The following is a 15,268-nucleotide window of genomic DNA, read 5'->3' on the forward strand; positions in this document are numbered from 1 at the left end:
AATTTTCCCCGCCACCCAGTCGGTGGCGGGGATATCTTTTTCAGTGTGTGGGGATCGGCGCGTGATCACTGATTGTGCGAGCGCTTCTCGTACCCAAGGCGCGGGCGAAACTTATCCGGGTGTCGCAGGTTAACCACGGCATCGGCAATGAGCAGTCGGAAACGTTGCTGCATCTCGGGAAGCTGCGCCACGGAGAACCACCGCACATCCGTAGATTCCTCATCGCCCACGTAGGGCTCATCGTTGCCGGTGATCTCCATCCGGTAGCAAATATCGATATAGCTCGTCACATCCCCGTTGGGGTACGTGGTGGGGCCGGAGGTGCCCGTGCCAATGATAGCTACGGCCTCTGCGTCAACACCGGCTTCTTCTTTCACCTCGCGGGCCGCAGTCACGTGCGGATTCTCGCCGGGTTCAGCGATCCCCGTAACCGGTGTCCACGCACCATTATCGGCTCTTTTCACCAGGAGGACCTGGGGAACCTCCCAGATCGGTGCTCCTTCCGGCACAGGTTTAAGAACGATTGCAGTAACACCGGGTAAAAACAGCGGATCGTGGCCGATCTTCTCACGCAAAGTCATAATGAATTCGGGTGTAGGCATGCCTCCACATTACTTTCTCCTCCCGCTGGCGGACGTTCCCGCATCACGTCGCGGCATTCCCCACCTTTTCTCAGGCCGTAGAGGACGGTCAGCGCCTGCCCGAAAACGATCATTTATGTGAGCAAAGTAACAATAATATGGTGATTTATGGAATGATTGCACGAGCCATGTTAACCCCTCCCCGTGCCACATGATTAAGGTGCTATCATATGCCGAATCCTCATGAAGTAGTCACCCGCCGCGCCCTCGCGGTTTGGATGTCCGCCGTTATTGTCTACATCATCGCTATTACAGGGCGCACCAGTTTCGGCGTCGCCGGGGTTGAGGCCCTGAATAGGTTCCAGGTCGATGCCTCACACATCGCGGTATTCACCGCTGTACAAGTGGGCACCTATGCCCTTTCACAAATCCCAGCAGGCTTACTCATCGACCGCTACGGCCCGCGTAAGTTGCTCGTCTATGGCGCCCTGATTATGGCGTTCGGGCAGCTGCTCCTCGGCTTCACCACGGTCTACGGGGTTGCTATCTGCGCCCGCATCCTCATCGGTATGGGCGATGCCACGGCATTCCTTTCCGTGATGCGCATCCTCCCCTACTGGATTCCGCTGCACAAGTCGCCGATGTTCACGCAGCTCACCTCCTCACTCGGCCAGCTAGGACAGTTCCTGTCCGCGATTCCCTTCCTCACCCTCCTACACTGGGCGGGATGGACACCGGCGTTCGTCACCCTCGGCGCGGTCGGAATCCTCGTCGCCATGGGAGCTCGTGTCGCAGTCGCCGATAGCCCGGAGACCGACGCGGCAATGGAAGAAATCCGTCGTGCACGCCACGAAAAGGAAGAGCACGTTAAGGAGCTCCGCCGCCAACGTGCCGACGCTGCCAAGCGTGAGCGGGCAGGGCTTCCGCCCGTAAAGAAGGCCAACGTCGTCGCCCACCAGGTCGCAGAGCGAGCCGACGGCCAGCGCCGAGCGGTTCTCCGCGGCGCACGGAAGTTCTTCCTTCCCCTCGTCGCTCTTACGCGCCTACAGGAGGACGAGAAGCGAGGCCGCCACGGGCGAGACACCATCGAATCCGTGAAGAAGGTAGCGAAAAACCCCATCGTCTGGCTGGCTTTTCTCATTCACGCCACATGCATGACACCACTTATCACATTCACGCTCCTCTGGGGGCTCCCCATGATGACGCAGGGAATGGGCCTCTCCCCCGCAGTTGCAGGCCTCGTCCTCACCGTCAACTCCGTGGTGAGCTTCGCCATCGGCCCCTTCCACGGCTTCGTTTCCGCGCGCCTCGGGGGTCGGCGCGACATTGCAGCATTCATCTTCGCCATTGGCCTTGGCCTGACCTGGGTCATCTTCTTCTGGTCCGATAAGCCTCGCGGCCTCGTCGCCGTCGTCATCGCTTTGGTCTGCATGTCGATCCTCACACCCGCCTCCAACTACGGCTTCGACTTCGTGCGCGAAGAATTGCCCCACAATGTTGTAGCCACAGGCACCGGGTTTGCCAACATGGGTGGCTTTATCTTTGGCATGGTCGCCTCTCAGGGCATGGGTATTCTCCTAGACATCTCCGCGGATTCGACCACGTACACGTGGGCAGACTTCCAGTTCGGATGGCATGCGGTCACCGCAACGTGGTTTGCAGGACTCGTCTTTATTGCGATCTTGCGCACAGGGATCTTCCTCGCCTCGCGACGCAAGAACGCAGCGCCCCGCCGAGTACGCATTGTCGAGTCCTCTTCCGACAGCTAAGCCGCCTTCTCTTACATTCTTCTCAGATTCCGCCGCCTGTGAACCAATCAGGTGGCGGATTTTCCATTTTCTCCCCCCACTCAAGATTCATTCACTACCGTCAATTTGCACACCACCTTTCAAAGCAGTGACACTTCCCCATCCAACCAATACTGCTGGATATAGCTATGAGTTCCGACTTACCCAATCGGAAAAAGCTCTCAGATAACCACCCCCTCCCTCCACCCCCATTAGGTCGGACGTTTTTTACTTTCCTATAGAAAAATTGGAACTTTCGTTCCCTCCCCAGAACCCCCATCAACCTTGCAAATGTCCGAAAGTACCTTAAATTTTTTAAGGTTTTCATCAACTCCGTAACTTTTTCCCTTTTAACCCTTTATTAACTTAGCCCCAAAAAACCCTTGAACGAGGGCGTTTCCTGGTCTAGATTTAATTGCGTTGCCAGCCAGTGGCCAGGTCTTTTTTACAAGACCTCCATGTGGCGCGGCTTACCATTCTTTCCCTTTCCGAAACCACGACTCTGATCAGGAGATACAGATGAAGTTCACCAAGATTGCAGCTTCCTTCACTGCTGCAGCGGTGGTAGCTGGCCTGTCCACCACCGCAGGTGCCGCAACCATCAGCGACGACTACAACGAGACCCCGCTCATCAACCCCGAGCTCCCCATCGTTCACACTTTCCACGGTTCTGACCACATCAAGGCCAACATCCTGAACCCGCACCCGGTGTGCAACCCCTGGGAGGACTACCGCACCGTCCTGTACAAGGCTAAGGACAACTTCACCCCTGCAGGCACCATCTCTGCCACGAACCAGACCACCAACGATATCCCGCTCTCCCAGAGCCTGTCCATGAGCCAGTCGATCTCCCTCAACGTCAAGGGCGACCGCTCCATGAGCACCTCCATGAACATTGGCGGTGGCTACAGCAAGGATGGCGGCTCCGTCTCCAACGGCATCACGATGTCCCTGTCCCAGTCCCTCGGCGCTTCTGCTTCCTACAGCCTCAGCTGGAATCAGGGCCAGAGCATTGGACCGTACACGATTAAGCCCGGTGAGACCGGCGAGGCCACCTACGGCTTCCGCACGATCACCATGGATGGCACGCAGCAGTACTGCAAGCCGAACGGCACCTGGTCCACCCCGACCCTGTGGTCCGCACTTGCTCCTATCAAGAAGGAAGTCAAGGTTAAGACCTACTCCACCCTAGCTGGTGCACATGACGCTGTCGCCAACAACAAGGTCGACCACGTCATCAACGAGAACCTCAAGAACGAGACCGAGCCCACCGTCGAGGAGAACACCTCCGTCGACGCTGGCGACGTTGTCGGCGATGACTCCGCCGTTGAAGAGGACAAGGTAGTAAAGCCCGTCGAGACCGAGGAGATCGTCTCCGGCGCCGAGGCCGAGAACAAGATCGCAGAGGAAGACGCAAAGGCTTCTGAGGCCAAGGATCCGTCCGAGGCCGTCAACAGCGACTACGAGCTCACCCCCCGCCTCACGACCGCTAAGGCAACCGGCTTCTCCGGTGCCGTCGCTCTTCGCCTGAAGAACACCGGCACCAAGCGCTACGAGCCCGACTTCCCCTACACCACCTACCGCATCGAGGTTAAGACCACCGCTAAGCCCGGTGACTACCTCTACGGTGTCGACCGCTTCATGACGGCTGGCTGGTTCAACGGTGCATACACCCGCGACCTCGGCTTCGACCGCGACAAGTCCGTCCGTACCTTCGAGGTCACCCTGTCCAACCCGATTGAGCCGGGCGAAGAGGTCCTCGTTTCCAACATTCACTTCGGTGACGGCCTCATCCGCGGCCACCGCATGACCAACACCATCACGGTCACGCAGACCGGCGGCCACAAGGGCGACGCTAACGTGAACGCTAAGGAGTTCAACTCCGCCGACATCACCACTGATGACTTCGGCAACAAGGCTAAGGGTGTCTTCTAAATAGATTTCCCCTCATCTCTGGAGAGACAGAACGTAGTTCTGTCTCTCCTTTTTTTCTACCCCCGATACCGCACAACAAGAAAAAAGCGACATCGGACATCCTCGTTGCGGGGGTACTTTGGTGCAAATCGGAAGATTTTGGCCGATCTTTACCAAATCGTTACATTTAAAGGTTTTCTCCAGCTAACTTTAAGTACAATACTGAATATATAGCAGGCTCTACCCGTCATACATCGCTCCTGCCAGCGGTCTTAACCATTCCCTACCCTTCCCCTCTTTCACTCGTTTAATCACTATTTCTTTACGCGGAGACAATATCCCATATCACGGGATTTTTTTATTACGAGAAAGTTAACGGACCGGCGTGCCAAGTGGAACCATCGCCGTCACCCCCGGCCAACCGAGCGGTTTTTCCTTACACTCGATTGCAGTGTCGCGCGCATCGCGAGACATCACCAAGTTTATCGGTCGCGAAAACACGCGCCGATTCTCTTCCAGATTTATTGTGATCGGTACTTATCACCTACTGACGGCGGCGAACACCTCCTGCCGGGGATAGTGCCCTAAGAAAGGATAGACAGAAGATGACGGACAAGAGGAATATCCAGGATCTCCTGAACGCCACTGCGTTTGACGCCAAGGGCGAGAAGCTCGGCAAGATCAACAACCTTTTCGTTGATGACAAGACCGGTCAGCCCACGTTCATCGAGGTAAACCATGGTCTCTTCGGCATGGGTTCCAGCCTGGTTCCGCTCCGTGGCCACCGCCTCAATGGCGACGAGCTGAAGCTCGCCTTTGACAAGGATCTTATCAAGGACGCACCGGAAATCGACTTCGAAAACCAGCTCACGGCTGCCGATCAGGACAAGATTTACGAGCACTACCGCCTCGCGGATGTTCAGGATGTAGAGAGCTACGTCACCGACCGTCCGGCCGCTGAGGAGCACGTAACCGAGGACACCAACCGCCACGCAGCCGCGGGCGCAGGCTTCGCCGGCGCTGCTGGTGCCAAGGACGAGACAGAGGCTAAGGATGTCATCGACACCGACAAGCGCGAGGTTCGCGAGCCTGTCGCTGGTCGCACCGACGACATCATCCTCGAGAAGGAGCACCTCAATGTCGGCACCGAGCGCGTCGCCACCGGCGAGGCTCGCCTCCGCAAGTACCAGGTTGAGGAAACGGAGACCGTCGAGGTTCCGGTCACCCGCGAAGAGGTTCGCATTGAGCGCACCCCCATCTCCCCCGAGGAAGCCAAGAACTTCGTCGGCTCCGATGCCACCGAGGCAACCGTCACCCTCCACGAGGACAAGATCAACGTGACCAAGGAGTCTGTCCCGGTCGAGCGCGTTTCCCTCGGCACCGAGCAGGTCCAGGAGACCCGCACCGTGTCCGAGACCGTTAAGCACGACGAGATCGACACCAAGGGTATCGACGGCTACGTCGACCCGGAGGCCGACCGCAAGTAACGTCCCCCTCTTTTTATAACCCGGTGGCTGCACGCTGTGCAGCCACCTTTTTCTTGCCCTGCGTTCCCCAGCGATGAGGTCTACACTCATTGTTATGTTACGGGGGTTTCTACGTTTCGGTCCACGCACCCGCAGAAGGAAAATTCGCGCGATGGCCAAGGAGGCTGGTCTCATCGCGTTTGTCATCGTGCTCTCACTAGGGGTGCTGTCATTTTCGAAGACAGAACCGGAACAGGCTCTGCCAACACCCATTGTGACATCGACGTCTGAACAGCCCGCTCCGCCTCCGCCACCACCACCCACTCTTTCTGGAACTGGTCGCCTGTTTCTTGATGGACCGGCACCGATTTCCACAGCAGTGTATTCGCCTACTCCCGCAGTCGATCCGCTCGAACCGAGCGCCACGGGTCTCAATGACGTGCAGTGGGTTGACGGGCTCGGTGTGCCGCCCGCCGACGCGGCTGCAGGCACGGTATTTCTCATCGGCCATTCATGGTCTCAGTCAGGTTACGTGCTCAACGGCTTGTCGGAATTCGTCACCGCGCGGACGGATTTTTCTGCACCGTCACCACGCCTACCATCGCAGAGTGTTCAGGGATCCACTCTTTCGCTTGTCGACGCTGCCGGGGTCACGGTGCGCTGGACGGTCGATACGGTTTTTCTCATCAGTAAGTCTGCGATGACCGGTGACACCGATATTTTCCGTTCCCACGCACCCGGTCGTGTGGTGCTCATAACGTGCGCTATCACCGCGGACAAGGATCTAGACTACAACGTCGTGTTGATCGGTCACCGGCAGGAATCAGCGGTCGGTACAATGCGTGATAGGTAAAAAAACCACCGTCGTGGAAAGGATCATTCGTGGGCAAGCCCGATGTGCTTCAACAGCTTCTGCGTGCCACTGTTGTCGATAGCCAAGGCAAGAAGGTGGGCAAGGTTCGCGAGGTCTACGTTGACGATGATTCCAAGGAACCCAGCTTTGTCGAGGCGTTTCGAGGCTTTCTGCGGATGAAGTCCGCATTCATCCCTCTGCTTGGCTACCGCCTCGAGGGGAAGACTCTGACGGTGAACTACCCACTGGATGTCATTGCTTCCGCCCCCGTAGAGGCGATTGGAAAGTCGTTGTCAACGGAATACCAGAACACCCTCTACACCCACTACAAGGTCATTGCTGCCGAAGAGGCAGCTCCTACGACGCCCGCCGCAGATGATGAAGTGCAGGCGGTGGAGAAGACGGGATCGCACAAGGTGGAGCTAGACACCGTCGATAATGAAGTCAACTGACCCGATCGGGTCAGACAAAAATCCCCGTGTCGCCCGAACCATCTCCGTATCGTCGTATGCCGTCTGGACAATGCCGCCCTCGCTCACGCTGCGGATGTCCGCCCCCGGCACCGCGGCGATAATCGGCGAGTGAGTGGCCACAATGAACTGGCTGCCACGACGAGCTGCGAGGGCGATGTGCCCCATGACCGCCATCTGACTGACGACAGATAACCCTGCCTCCGGCTCGTCGAAAAGAAATAAACCGCGGTCCTTAAGCGCATCATCAAGGACATCAAGCACGGTCTCCCCGTGGGAACGACGGTGCGCACCTGCGTAGGAAACGCTCCTGTCCAGCTTCGTGACCTGGTTGTAGTGCGTTTCCGCACGCAGGAAATACCCGGCACGCGGGTTTTCTGGCCTGCTTACCCGCAGCAGCTGGTGAAGGGGTGAGTGCGTCGGCTCACCGGTAGCGGTGAAACTCCTCGCTCCCAGGAACCCGCCGTCGGGATTGAAGCGCATAGCTACGGCGAGGGCCTCCAAGAGTGTCGACTTGCCCGCACCATTGTCCCCCACGAACACTGTGACTGGGTGAGAAAACTCAAGGGGACTCTCTTTTAGCGCCTGGAATACCGGCAGGTGCTCTACGTAACCGAGGTCCACAGCCGGCCCCGGTGCCGTTTCAATTTGGACCTTCCGTATGTACACCTACCTGTTATTCAGGATGGTGTCCGTGAGCACCTGTCGCACAGCGTCCTTCAGCGGTCCAGCATCGAACTGCGGCGTCGACGGGGCGGGTTCGGTGTGCTGAGAGTCGTGGCGTCGAGGGCGAGGAGCGGGGGCAGGGGAGGTTGGCTCAACGGTGAGGGTGAGTGTTTGCCCCTCGAGCCGAACGCGCGTGTCGGCGGCGACCCCGGACGAGCGGGCGGCGTCGACAAGCGAAGAAAGATCGGCAAACGTTGCGTCATCGAGGTTAATGGAAAATGTCAGTGCCATGGCCCCGAGTATACCCTCCCCCAAAAGGGGGCATTGGAAAGTGAGATGAAGGTAACACTAATAAATCAACATCTTCCAGATCACTCCAGCGGACAGACGCTTAAACCTACTACATGTAGTGCCTACCTCTTTTACTTTTTCCATATTTGGGGTGTCATCAAACATAGGTTGGAGTTACGTGGATGTAATTACTGGCTTAGGATTCGATGTATGACCTTCACACACGACCGCGTTTCCATCGATGCCATTTCCACAATCAATGAGTACCTCGACCGCTCCGACTGGCGCGTCAACGCCAATGCCAACCAGGACTTCTCCCTCGGCGGCATGATGCTCAACACCTCGGGCAAAGTCGTGGCCAACTACTGGCTGACCCAGGTGTTCTCCCCCGCAGCAAACACGGCCCACCGCGAAGGTGCCATCCACATTCATGATCTCGATATGCTCTCCGGCTACTGTGCCGGCTGGTCCCTGCGCCAGCTCCTCGAACAGGGCTTTGGTGGCGTACCCGGTGCGATCAGCTCGCTGCCACCCCGCCACTTATCCAGCGCACTCGGGCAGATGGTGAATTTCCTCGGCACACTGCAAAACGAGTGGGCGGGTGCCCAGGCTTTCTCTAGCTTCGACACCTACCTTGCCCCCTTCGTGCGCCTCGACAACCTGAGCTACGAAGAAGTGGAGCAGGCTGTGCAGGAGTTCGTCTTCAACCTGAATGTGCCCAGTCGCTGGGGCACGCAGACCCCCTTCACCAACCTCACCTTCGACTGGGTGTGCCCCGCAGATATCGCGGACAACCATCCCTACATCGGCGAGGAAGTCTGCGACTTCACCTACGGTGAACTGCGGGAAGAAATGGACATGCTGAACCGGGCGTTCATCACCGTGATGATGACAGGCGATGCCGACGGACGGCCGTTCACCTTCCCCATCCCCACCTACAACATCACCAAGGACTTCCCCTGGGAGTCCGAGAACACACGGCTCTTGTTCGAGATGACCGCCAAGTACGGTCTCCCCTACTTCCAGAACTTCATCAACTCCGAGCTCGATCCCGGCATGATCCGGTCCATGTGCTGCCGCCTCCAACTCGACCTGCGCGAGCTCCTCAAGCGTGGCAACGGGCTGTTCGGCTCCGCAGAGCTCACCGGCTCCATCGGCGTGGTCACCATCAACTGCGCCCGCCTCGGCTACCTCCACGTTGGCGACGAGGAAGCCCTCATGTCTGAGCTCGATGACCTCATCGACATCGGAATCGACACCATTGAGCGGCGTCGCGCGACCATCGCCACGCTACTCGACGAAGGCCTGTTCCCCTATACGCGCCGCTGGATGCCGAACCTGGACAACCACTTCTCCACCATTGGTGTCAACGGGATGAACGAAATGGTGCGCAACTTTGTCGGCGATGCCTACGACATCACCGACCCCAACGGACACGAGATGGCGCTGCGTATCCTCAACCACATCAACGAGAAGCTCGTAGCGGCCCAGGAGTCCACCGGCCACCTGTTCAACCTGGAGGCCACCCCCTCCGAGGGGGCAACGTACCGGTTTGCTCGCGAGGATCTCGCCCGCTACCCCGACATCATTCAGGCCGGCACAGCGGAGGAACCCTACTACACTAACTCCTCGCAACTTCCCGTTTCGCACACCCCCGATCCGTTTGCCGCCCTGGCTGAGCAGGAGGATCTGCAGACGAAGTACACCGGCGGCACCGTATTGCACCTGTACATGGGCGCAGCCATGAGCAGCGGCGAGGCGTGCTCGAGCCTCGTTCGCCGCGCACTCACGGCCTTCCGCCTGCCGTACATCACCATCACGCCCACATTCTCCATCTGTCCTAGCCACGGTTACCTTTCGGGAGAGCACCCGACGTGTGAGCAATGCGGTGAGCAGACGGAAATGTGGACCCGCGTCATGGGCTATTTCCGCCCGGTGAGCTCGTTCAATACGGGCAAGAAGGGCGAGTTCCACGAGCGCACCTACTTCTCCGAGAAGCTAGCCACCCCTGCTCATGCCTGAGTTGGCCATCGCCGGGCTCATCCCGTTTTCCGCTACGGACTGGCCCGGCAAGCTCACTGCCACGGTGTTCACCACTGGCTGCCCGTGGGCCTGCGTGTACTGCCACAATCCCGCCTTGCAGGATCCGCGCGGTCAGACGACATCCACGATGGCTGAGGTCCTCGAACTTGCGGCCGCCCGCCGCAGGCTCCTCGACGGGGTGGTCTTCTCCGGCGGTGAGCCGACGATGCACCGCGGGCTTCCCGACGCCATTCGTGCTGTTCGGGCCACAGAACCGACCTTCGGCATCGGCCTCCACACGTGCGGGTACCTCCCCGAGAGAATCCGCAGCCTGGTGGAGGACCCATCTACGTGCCCCGACTGGATCGGGCTCGATGTCAAGGGGCTTCCCGACGACCTCCCGGAGGTTGTCCGTTGCACCCCCGCCGGCGCGCGGCGGTCCTGGCAGTCCCTCGACTACCTGGCAGGTATCGCGAACGCGGGAGAGATTGATCTCCAGGTGCGCACGACACTGTGGCACGGCAGCATTCTTGAGGAGCACCTTCCTGAGCTCACCCGGCGCGTAGAAGAACGTGGCCAGGAGCTGGTTGTCCAGTGGGCACATGATGTCGATACCGAGGGCACCTACGTGGGAAGCTAGGGCTCGATCGAGAACTCGGACTCTGACTCTCCCCAGAACACGTTGTCCACCACCCGGCGCGCACGGCGCGTGGCCTTGAGATAGTGCTCCAGGTAGCCACGCGAATCGTCCGGGTCCCAGCCTGCGGCTCCCGCAACATGCGCGAGCGCCGGACCAGGTGGAGGCAGCTGGTCCGTCCGCTTTCCCCGTACGAGGACGAGAGCGTTGCGGGCGCCTGTGGCGGTGAGCCAGGCATGGCGGAGACGCTCGACACTTGTGGCATCGAGGATGCCGGCCTCTTCGATGGCATCGAGCCCTTCCAGTGCGGAGGCGGTGTGCAATGCCGGATACTCGTGCGCGTGCATCATCGTCAGCAGCTGCACAGTCCACTCAATATCCGTGAGTGCCCCGCGCCCGAGTTTCGTGTGCGTTGTCTTGTCTGCCCCCTTGGGGAGCCGCTCTTTATCTACGCGTGCCTTCATCCGACGCACCTCGCGGATGGTTGATTCGTCGATGCCACCCTCGGGGTAGCGGAGTGGGTCAATAAGCGCGATGAAGGCCTCGCCCACCTCTTCGTCACCGGCGATGTAGGTAGCGCGCAGGAGTGACTGCATCTCCCAGGTCTCCGCCCACTTCTCGTAGTAGGTGGCATAGCTCGCCAACGTGCGAACCACCGGCCCCGACCGGCCCTCTGGGCGCAAACCGAGGTCAACATCAAGTGGCGGATCCCCGGATGGCTTGGCCAGCCTGCGACGCATCCGATCACAGACACCGATGGACCATGTGACAGCCTCCGTGTCACCGACACCCGGCAACGGATCGCAAACGAATAACACGTCGGCATCCGACCCGTATCCGAGTTCCGCGCCGCCCAAGCGTCCCATACCAATAACCGCGATTCGCGCCTTCGGCTCTCCCGCAGCTCGGATCTCCGCCGCCAAAGCGGCGTGGAGGACGGCATCCCAGACGATGGACAACGAGCGACACACGTCCCGTACATCCATCATCCCCAAAAGGTCTGCTGCACCAATGCGGGCGAGCTCAGCCCGCCGCAGCGATCGCGCCACGGCGATTGACTGCTCGGGGCTGGACTGCCTGCCGGCTGCGGCGACGAGAGCCGTGCGAACCTTTTCCGGATTAGTGGAAATAAGCTTCGGGTTATTCGCTCCGTCTCCGAGAAGCTTGACCGTGTCAGGTGAGGACAATAGAAGTTCGGAGACATACGGCGACGTGCCCAAAATATGCATGAGCCGTTTCCCCACAGCCCCTTCATCTCGCAGGAGCCGGAGGAACCAGCTGCGGTCTTCCATCGTCTCCGAGAGCTTGCGGTAATTAAGGAGCCCCGCGTCTGGGTCTGAGGTAGACCCCAACCACGTCATCAGGCTCGGCAGCAGAAGCTGCTGCAACTTCTGCTTCCGCGAGGAGCCCGAGGCCAGCACCTGCAGATGCTGGTAGGCACGGTCGGGGAAGTTGTAGTTGAGGGCCCCAAGCTGGCGCCTCGCGGCCTCTGGGGACAGAGCAAGCGTCCCCGTATCCAGGTTCACTACCGAGTTCAAGAGTGGCCGGTAGAACAGTTTGGTGTGAATGTCTGCGATCGAGTGTTGCGTCTTGCGGTACAGCTCTAAGAGCTGTACTGCAGAGCTGTGCCCACCGGTGCCTGCTATCCCCGCCGCGCGGGCGATCCTACGCAGCGATTCGACATCTTTCTCCTTCGGCATCGTGTGTGTACGACGCAGGCGCTGGAGTTGCAGGCGATGCTCAAGAAGCCGCATGAACTCGTAGTTTTTAATGAGTGCGTGTCCATCCTCGCGGCCGACATACCCGCCTGCGATGAGGGCGTTGAGTGCAGCGACAGTGGAGCTCACCCGCAGGGATTCGTCCACGCGCCCATGCACCATTTGGAGTAGCTGGACGGCGAACTCAACGTCACGCAGTCCACCGCGGCCGAGCTTGAGCTCTCGGGACTTAAGGTTCTCGGGCACGTTGCGGATCACACGACTACGCATCGCCTGCACATCGGGAACGAACGAATCCCTCCGCGACGCTTCCCACACCAGAGGGTGTAGCGCGTCGATATAGTCCTGGCCGAGTGCCATATCACCTGTCTGCGGCCGGGACTTGAGGAGAGCCTGGAATTCCCAGGTTTCGGCCCACCGCGAGTAGTACGCCTTGTGCGATTCCAGCGTCCGCACCAACGCACCGTTCTTGCCCTCGGGACGCAGTCCCGCATCGACATCGAACAGTGCCTGCGAGCCGATACGTATGAACTCACTAGCCACGCGTGTGACCTTCGGCGAAGCTGGCTCCGCCACGAAGATGACATCCACATCCGAGATGTAGTTGAGCTCCCGCGCACCGCACTTGCCGAGCGCTATCACAGACAACCTCGCGTCGGCCTGTTCATCGCCCCACACCGTGCCCTGCGCACATGCGAGAGTTGCGGTCAGGGCGGCGTCGGCAAGCGTCGAGAGCATCGCCGTAACGTGGGTGTAGGGGACGGGAATCGCCACCGCCCCGGAAGTTGAACGGACGAGGAACGTCCCTGCCAGGTCGACAGCCGCAATGCGCATGAGGAGCGTGCGGTAGGCATGTTTGATCGTTCGGACGGCGTCCGTACCGCGAAGAGGCGAACGATACATACCGGGAGTATCGAGGCTGTCCGTCGCACCGCATCCCTCGTGGCTGCAGTCCGGGCGAGCATCGACTGCCTCGAGCATGAAACGCATCATCTCCCCCGGTGTCGGTGCCGGTTTTCCTACCTCCTGCCACTGTTCTGGATGGGCAATGAGGTGGTCTGCGAGGACAGTTGATGCCCCGAGTAGTCCAAAGATCCGCAACCGCAGCTCAGGATTGATGTGCAAGCTCTGGTTAAACACGCTCCACTCATCTGCAGAGACCGCATCCTTGAACCGCAACAGGCCGAGGAGAACCTGGTCGGGGTCGGCGGCTCCCGACATGTCGCGCAGCAGGTCACTGTGCTCGGCTTTGTACCACCCGAGTTCCTCCAACTCAGACTCCGCTGCCAGGCGCTCGAAGCCAAGCGCCGCCGGCGTGGGAACTGCTTTCCTCGTTGTCCGTGGTGATTGCACTTTTCTTCCTTAGAAAGATTCGCTTCTTGCTACTACAGGGGGAGGTTCGATTCGAGCTCCCACGACGTAATCTGCGCCTGGTACTCACGCATCTCGGCCCATTTTGTCCGCAGGAAGAACTCGAACACTTTCTCCCCGAGGGTATTGGCCACGAGCTCGGACTTTTCCATCTTTCGCAGCGCCTGGTCGAGAGTCTGGGGCAGATCCACGTACCCAAGTGCATGACGCTCACGCCTGGTCAATGCTGCGATATCTTCCTCAGCCGGGTCTGCGAGCTCGTAGCCCTCCTCGATGCCCTTGAGCCCGGCAGCGAGCAATACGGCGTACGCGAGATACGGATTGCAGGCGGAGTCCACGGAGCGAACCTCAATACGCCGGGTATTGGCCTTCTGCGGCGAATAACCGGGCACGCGGATCAACGCCGACCGGTTCGACATTCCCCACGTCGCTGCGGTGGGTGCCTCCGCGCCGAACATAATGCGCTTGTACGAGTTCACCCACTGATTGGTGACCGCAGAGATCTCCGGCGCGTGCTGCAAAATTCCGGCAATGAATTGCTTTGCAGTTTTGGAAAGGTAAAACTCATCGTCGGTGTCATGGAACGCGTTGTACTCCCCCTCAAATAGGGACAGGTGCGAGTGAAGACCGCTACCTGCGTACTCTTTAAAAGGCTTGGGCATAAACGAGGCGTGCACGCCGTTGCGCAGCGCCACCTGTTTAACCAGGTAGCGAAGCGTCATGATGTTGTCGCTCATCGTCAACGCGTCCGTGTGCCGGAGATCAATCTCCTGCTGCCCCGGCGCAGTCTCGTGGTGGGAGAATTCCACCGAGATACCCATCGATTCCAAGGCGCTCATTGCTTCCCTGCGGAAGTTTGGCGCCTGGTCATTCTGCGCCTGATCGAAGAAGCCACCGAGATCGGTCGGCTCCGGACGCTGTCCGTGGGTGTAGATCGTCTTCAACAGGTAAAACTCCACCTCCGGGTGGACGTGGAAGGTGAATCCCTGTTCTTCTGCTTTTTCTGTTTGGAAGCGCAGAATCTGTCGCGGGTCAATCCAGCTGGGTTGTCCATCCGGGGTTGTGATGTCGCAGAACATGCGAGCTGTCAGGCCTGTGCCGTCATCCCCTTCGAAAGGAAGAAGCTGGAACGTCGATGGATCAGGGCGCGCCAGCGTGTCGGCCTCTGCAACGCGGGAGTATCCCTCGATAGCAGAGCCGTCGAAACCGATGCCTTCAGCGAAGGCGCTTTCGATCTCCGCAGGCACGACAACGACGGACTTGAGCATACCCCACATATCGGTAAACCAGAGGCGAATGTAGCGAATGTCTTGATCTTCCAGCGTGCGGAGCACAAATTCCTGCGAGCTTGTCATGACTACCAATCTAGCTTTTACCCTCCACACGGCGGGACGGAAACGGGGGTAAATTTTTCCCCACTTCCCCCTGTCTAGCATATATGTTCGAATAAACGGGGGTAGATGGCGTGGGTATGTGGTGCTGGAATGTGTTC

12 protein-coding genes are annotated in these 15,268 nt (G+C 59.2%); 7 read left to right on the plus strand and 5 right to left on the minus strand.

What is annotated here, in order from left to right; translation table 11 throughout:
• Nucleotides 1-65: 65 nt before the first annotated feature.
• On the minus strand, nucleotides 66-602 hold the full coding sequence (locus tag CGLUCO_RS08915) for an NUDIX hydrolase (protein WP_005389375.1): 537 nt from the start codon (nucleotides 600-602) through the stop codon (nucleotides 66-68).
• A gap of 209 nt (nucleotides 603-811) precedes the next feature.
• Here CGLUCO_RS08915 and CGLUCO_RS08920 point away from each other — a divergent pair, with 209 nt between their 5' ends.
• The 5 genes from CGLUCO_RS08920 (at nucleotide 812) to CGLUCO_RS08940 (ending at nucleotide 7,053) form a co-directional block, all read left to right on the plus strand.
• Nucleotides 812-2,350, plus strand: a complete 1,539-nt coding sequence (locus CGLUCO_RS08920) for an MFS transporter (RefSeq protein WP_070739936.1) — start codon at nucleotides 812-814, stop codon at nucleotides 2,348-2,350.
• A 537-nt stretch (nucleotides 2,351-2,887) separates the two neighbouring features.
• A complete protein-coding gene (locus CGLUCO_RS08925) occupies nucleotides 2,888-4,303 on the plus strand; it encodes a hypothetical protein (protein WP_070739939.1) in 1,416 nt (471 codons plus the stop codon).
• 584 nt (nucleotides 4,304-4,887) lie between these two features.
• The gene (locus CGLUCO_RS08930; protein ID WP_005389372.1) at nucleotides 4,888-5,769 is read left to right on the plus strand and encodes a PRC and DUF2382 domain-containing protein; all 882 of its coding nucleotides are present in this window, start codon (nucleotides 4,888-4,890) and stop codon (nucleotides 5,767-5,769) included.
• 94 nt (nucleotides 5,770-5,863) lie between these two features.
• Nucleotides 5,864-6,601: a sortase family protein gene (locus tag CGLUCO_RS08935; protein WP_231286033.1), complete on the plus strand. Its 738-nt coding sequence runs from the start codon at nucleotides 5,864-5,866 to the stop codon at nucleotides 6,599-6,601.
• A gap of 29 nt (nucleotides 6,602-6,630) precedes the next feature.
• The gene (locus CGLUCO_RS08940) at nucleotides 6,631-7,053 is read left to right on the plus strand and encodes a PRC-barrel domain-containing protein (protein ID WP_005389370.1); all 423 of its coding nucleotides are present in this window, start codon (nucleotides 6,631-6,633) and stop codon (nucleotides 7,051-7,053) included.
• On the opposite strand, the gene CGLUCO_RS08945 is transcribed toward CGLUCO_RS08940, so the two are convergent.
• A complete protein-coding gene (locus CGLUCO_RS08945) occupies nucleotides 7,024-7,740 on the minus strand; it encodes an AAA family ATPase (RefSeq protein ID WP_005395448.1) in 717 nt (238 codons plus the stop codon). The genes CGLUCO_RS08940 and CGLUCO_RS08945 overlap by 30 nt on opposite strands.
• The gene (locus CGLUCO_RS08950; RefSeq protein WP_005389366.1) at nucleotides 7,741-8,028 is read right to left on the minus strand and encodes a Cgl2226 family protein; all 288 of its coding nucleotides are present in this window, start codon (nucleotides 8,026-8,028) and stop codon (nucleotides 7,741-7,743) included.
• Between the two features lie 210 nt (nucleotides 8,029-8,238).
• On the opposite strand from CGLUCO_RS08950, the gene CGLUCO_RS08955 reads away from it, so the two are divergent.
• Both CGLUCO_RS08955 and CGLUCO_RS08960 read left to right on the plus strand, forming a co-directional pair.
• On the plus strand, nucleotides 8,239-10,050 hold the full coding sequence (locus CGLUCO_RS08955) for a ribonucleoside triphosphate reductase (protein WP_084036830.1): 1,812 nt from the start codon (nucleotides 8,239-8,241) through the stop codon (nucleotides 10,048-10,050).
• The gene (locus CGLUCO_RS08960; RefSeq protein WP_084036828.1) at nucleotides 10,043-10,690 is read left to right on the plus strand and encodes an anaerobic ribonucleoside-triphosphate reductase activating protein; all 648 of its coding nucleotides are present in this window, start codon (nucleotides 10,043-10,045) and stop codon (nucleotides 10,688-10,690) included. Before CGLUCO_RS08955 ends, CGLUCO_RS08960 begins: the two co-directional genes overlap by 8 nt.
• Here CGLUCO_RS08960 and CGLUCO_RS08965 read toward each other — a convergent pair.
• The gene (locus tag CGLUCO_RS08965) at nucleotides 10,687-13,758 is read right to left on the minus strand and encodes a bifunctional [glutamine synthetase] adenylyltransferase/[glutamine synthetase]-adenylyl-L-tyrosine phosphorylase (protein ID WP_198481489.1); all 3,072 of its coding nucleotides are present in this window, start codon (nucleotides 13,756-13,758) and stop codon (nucleotides 10,687-10,689) included. The genes CGLUCO_RS08960 and CGLUCO_RS08965 overlap by 4 nt on opposite strands.
• A gap of 32 nt (nucleotides 13,759-13,790) precedes the next feature.
• Nucleotides 13,791-15,131, minus strand: a complete 1,341-nt coding sequence (locus tag CGLUCO_RS08970) for a glutamine synthetase family protein (protein ID WP_034989447.1) — start codon at nucleotides 15,129-15,131, stop codon at nucleotides 13,791-13,793.
• Nucleotides 15,132-15,268: the final 137 nt, after the last annotated feature.

It is taken from the genome of Corynebacterium glucuronolyticum DSM 44120, from assembly GCF_030440595.1.
Lineage (GTDB): Bacteria > Actinomycetota > Actinomycetes > Mycobacteriales > Mycobacteriaceae > Corynebacterium > Corynebacterium glucuronolyticum.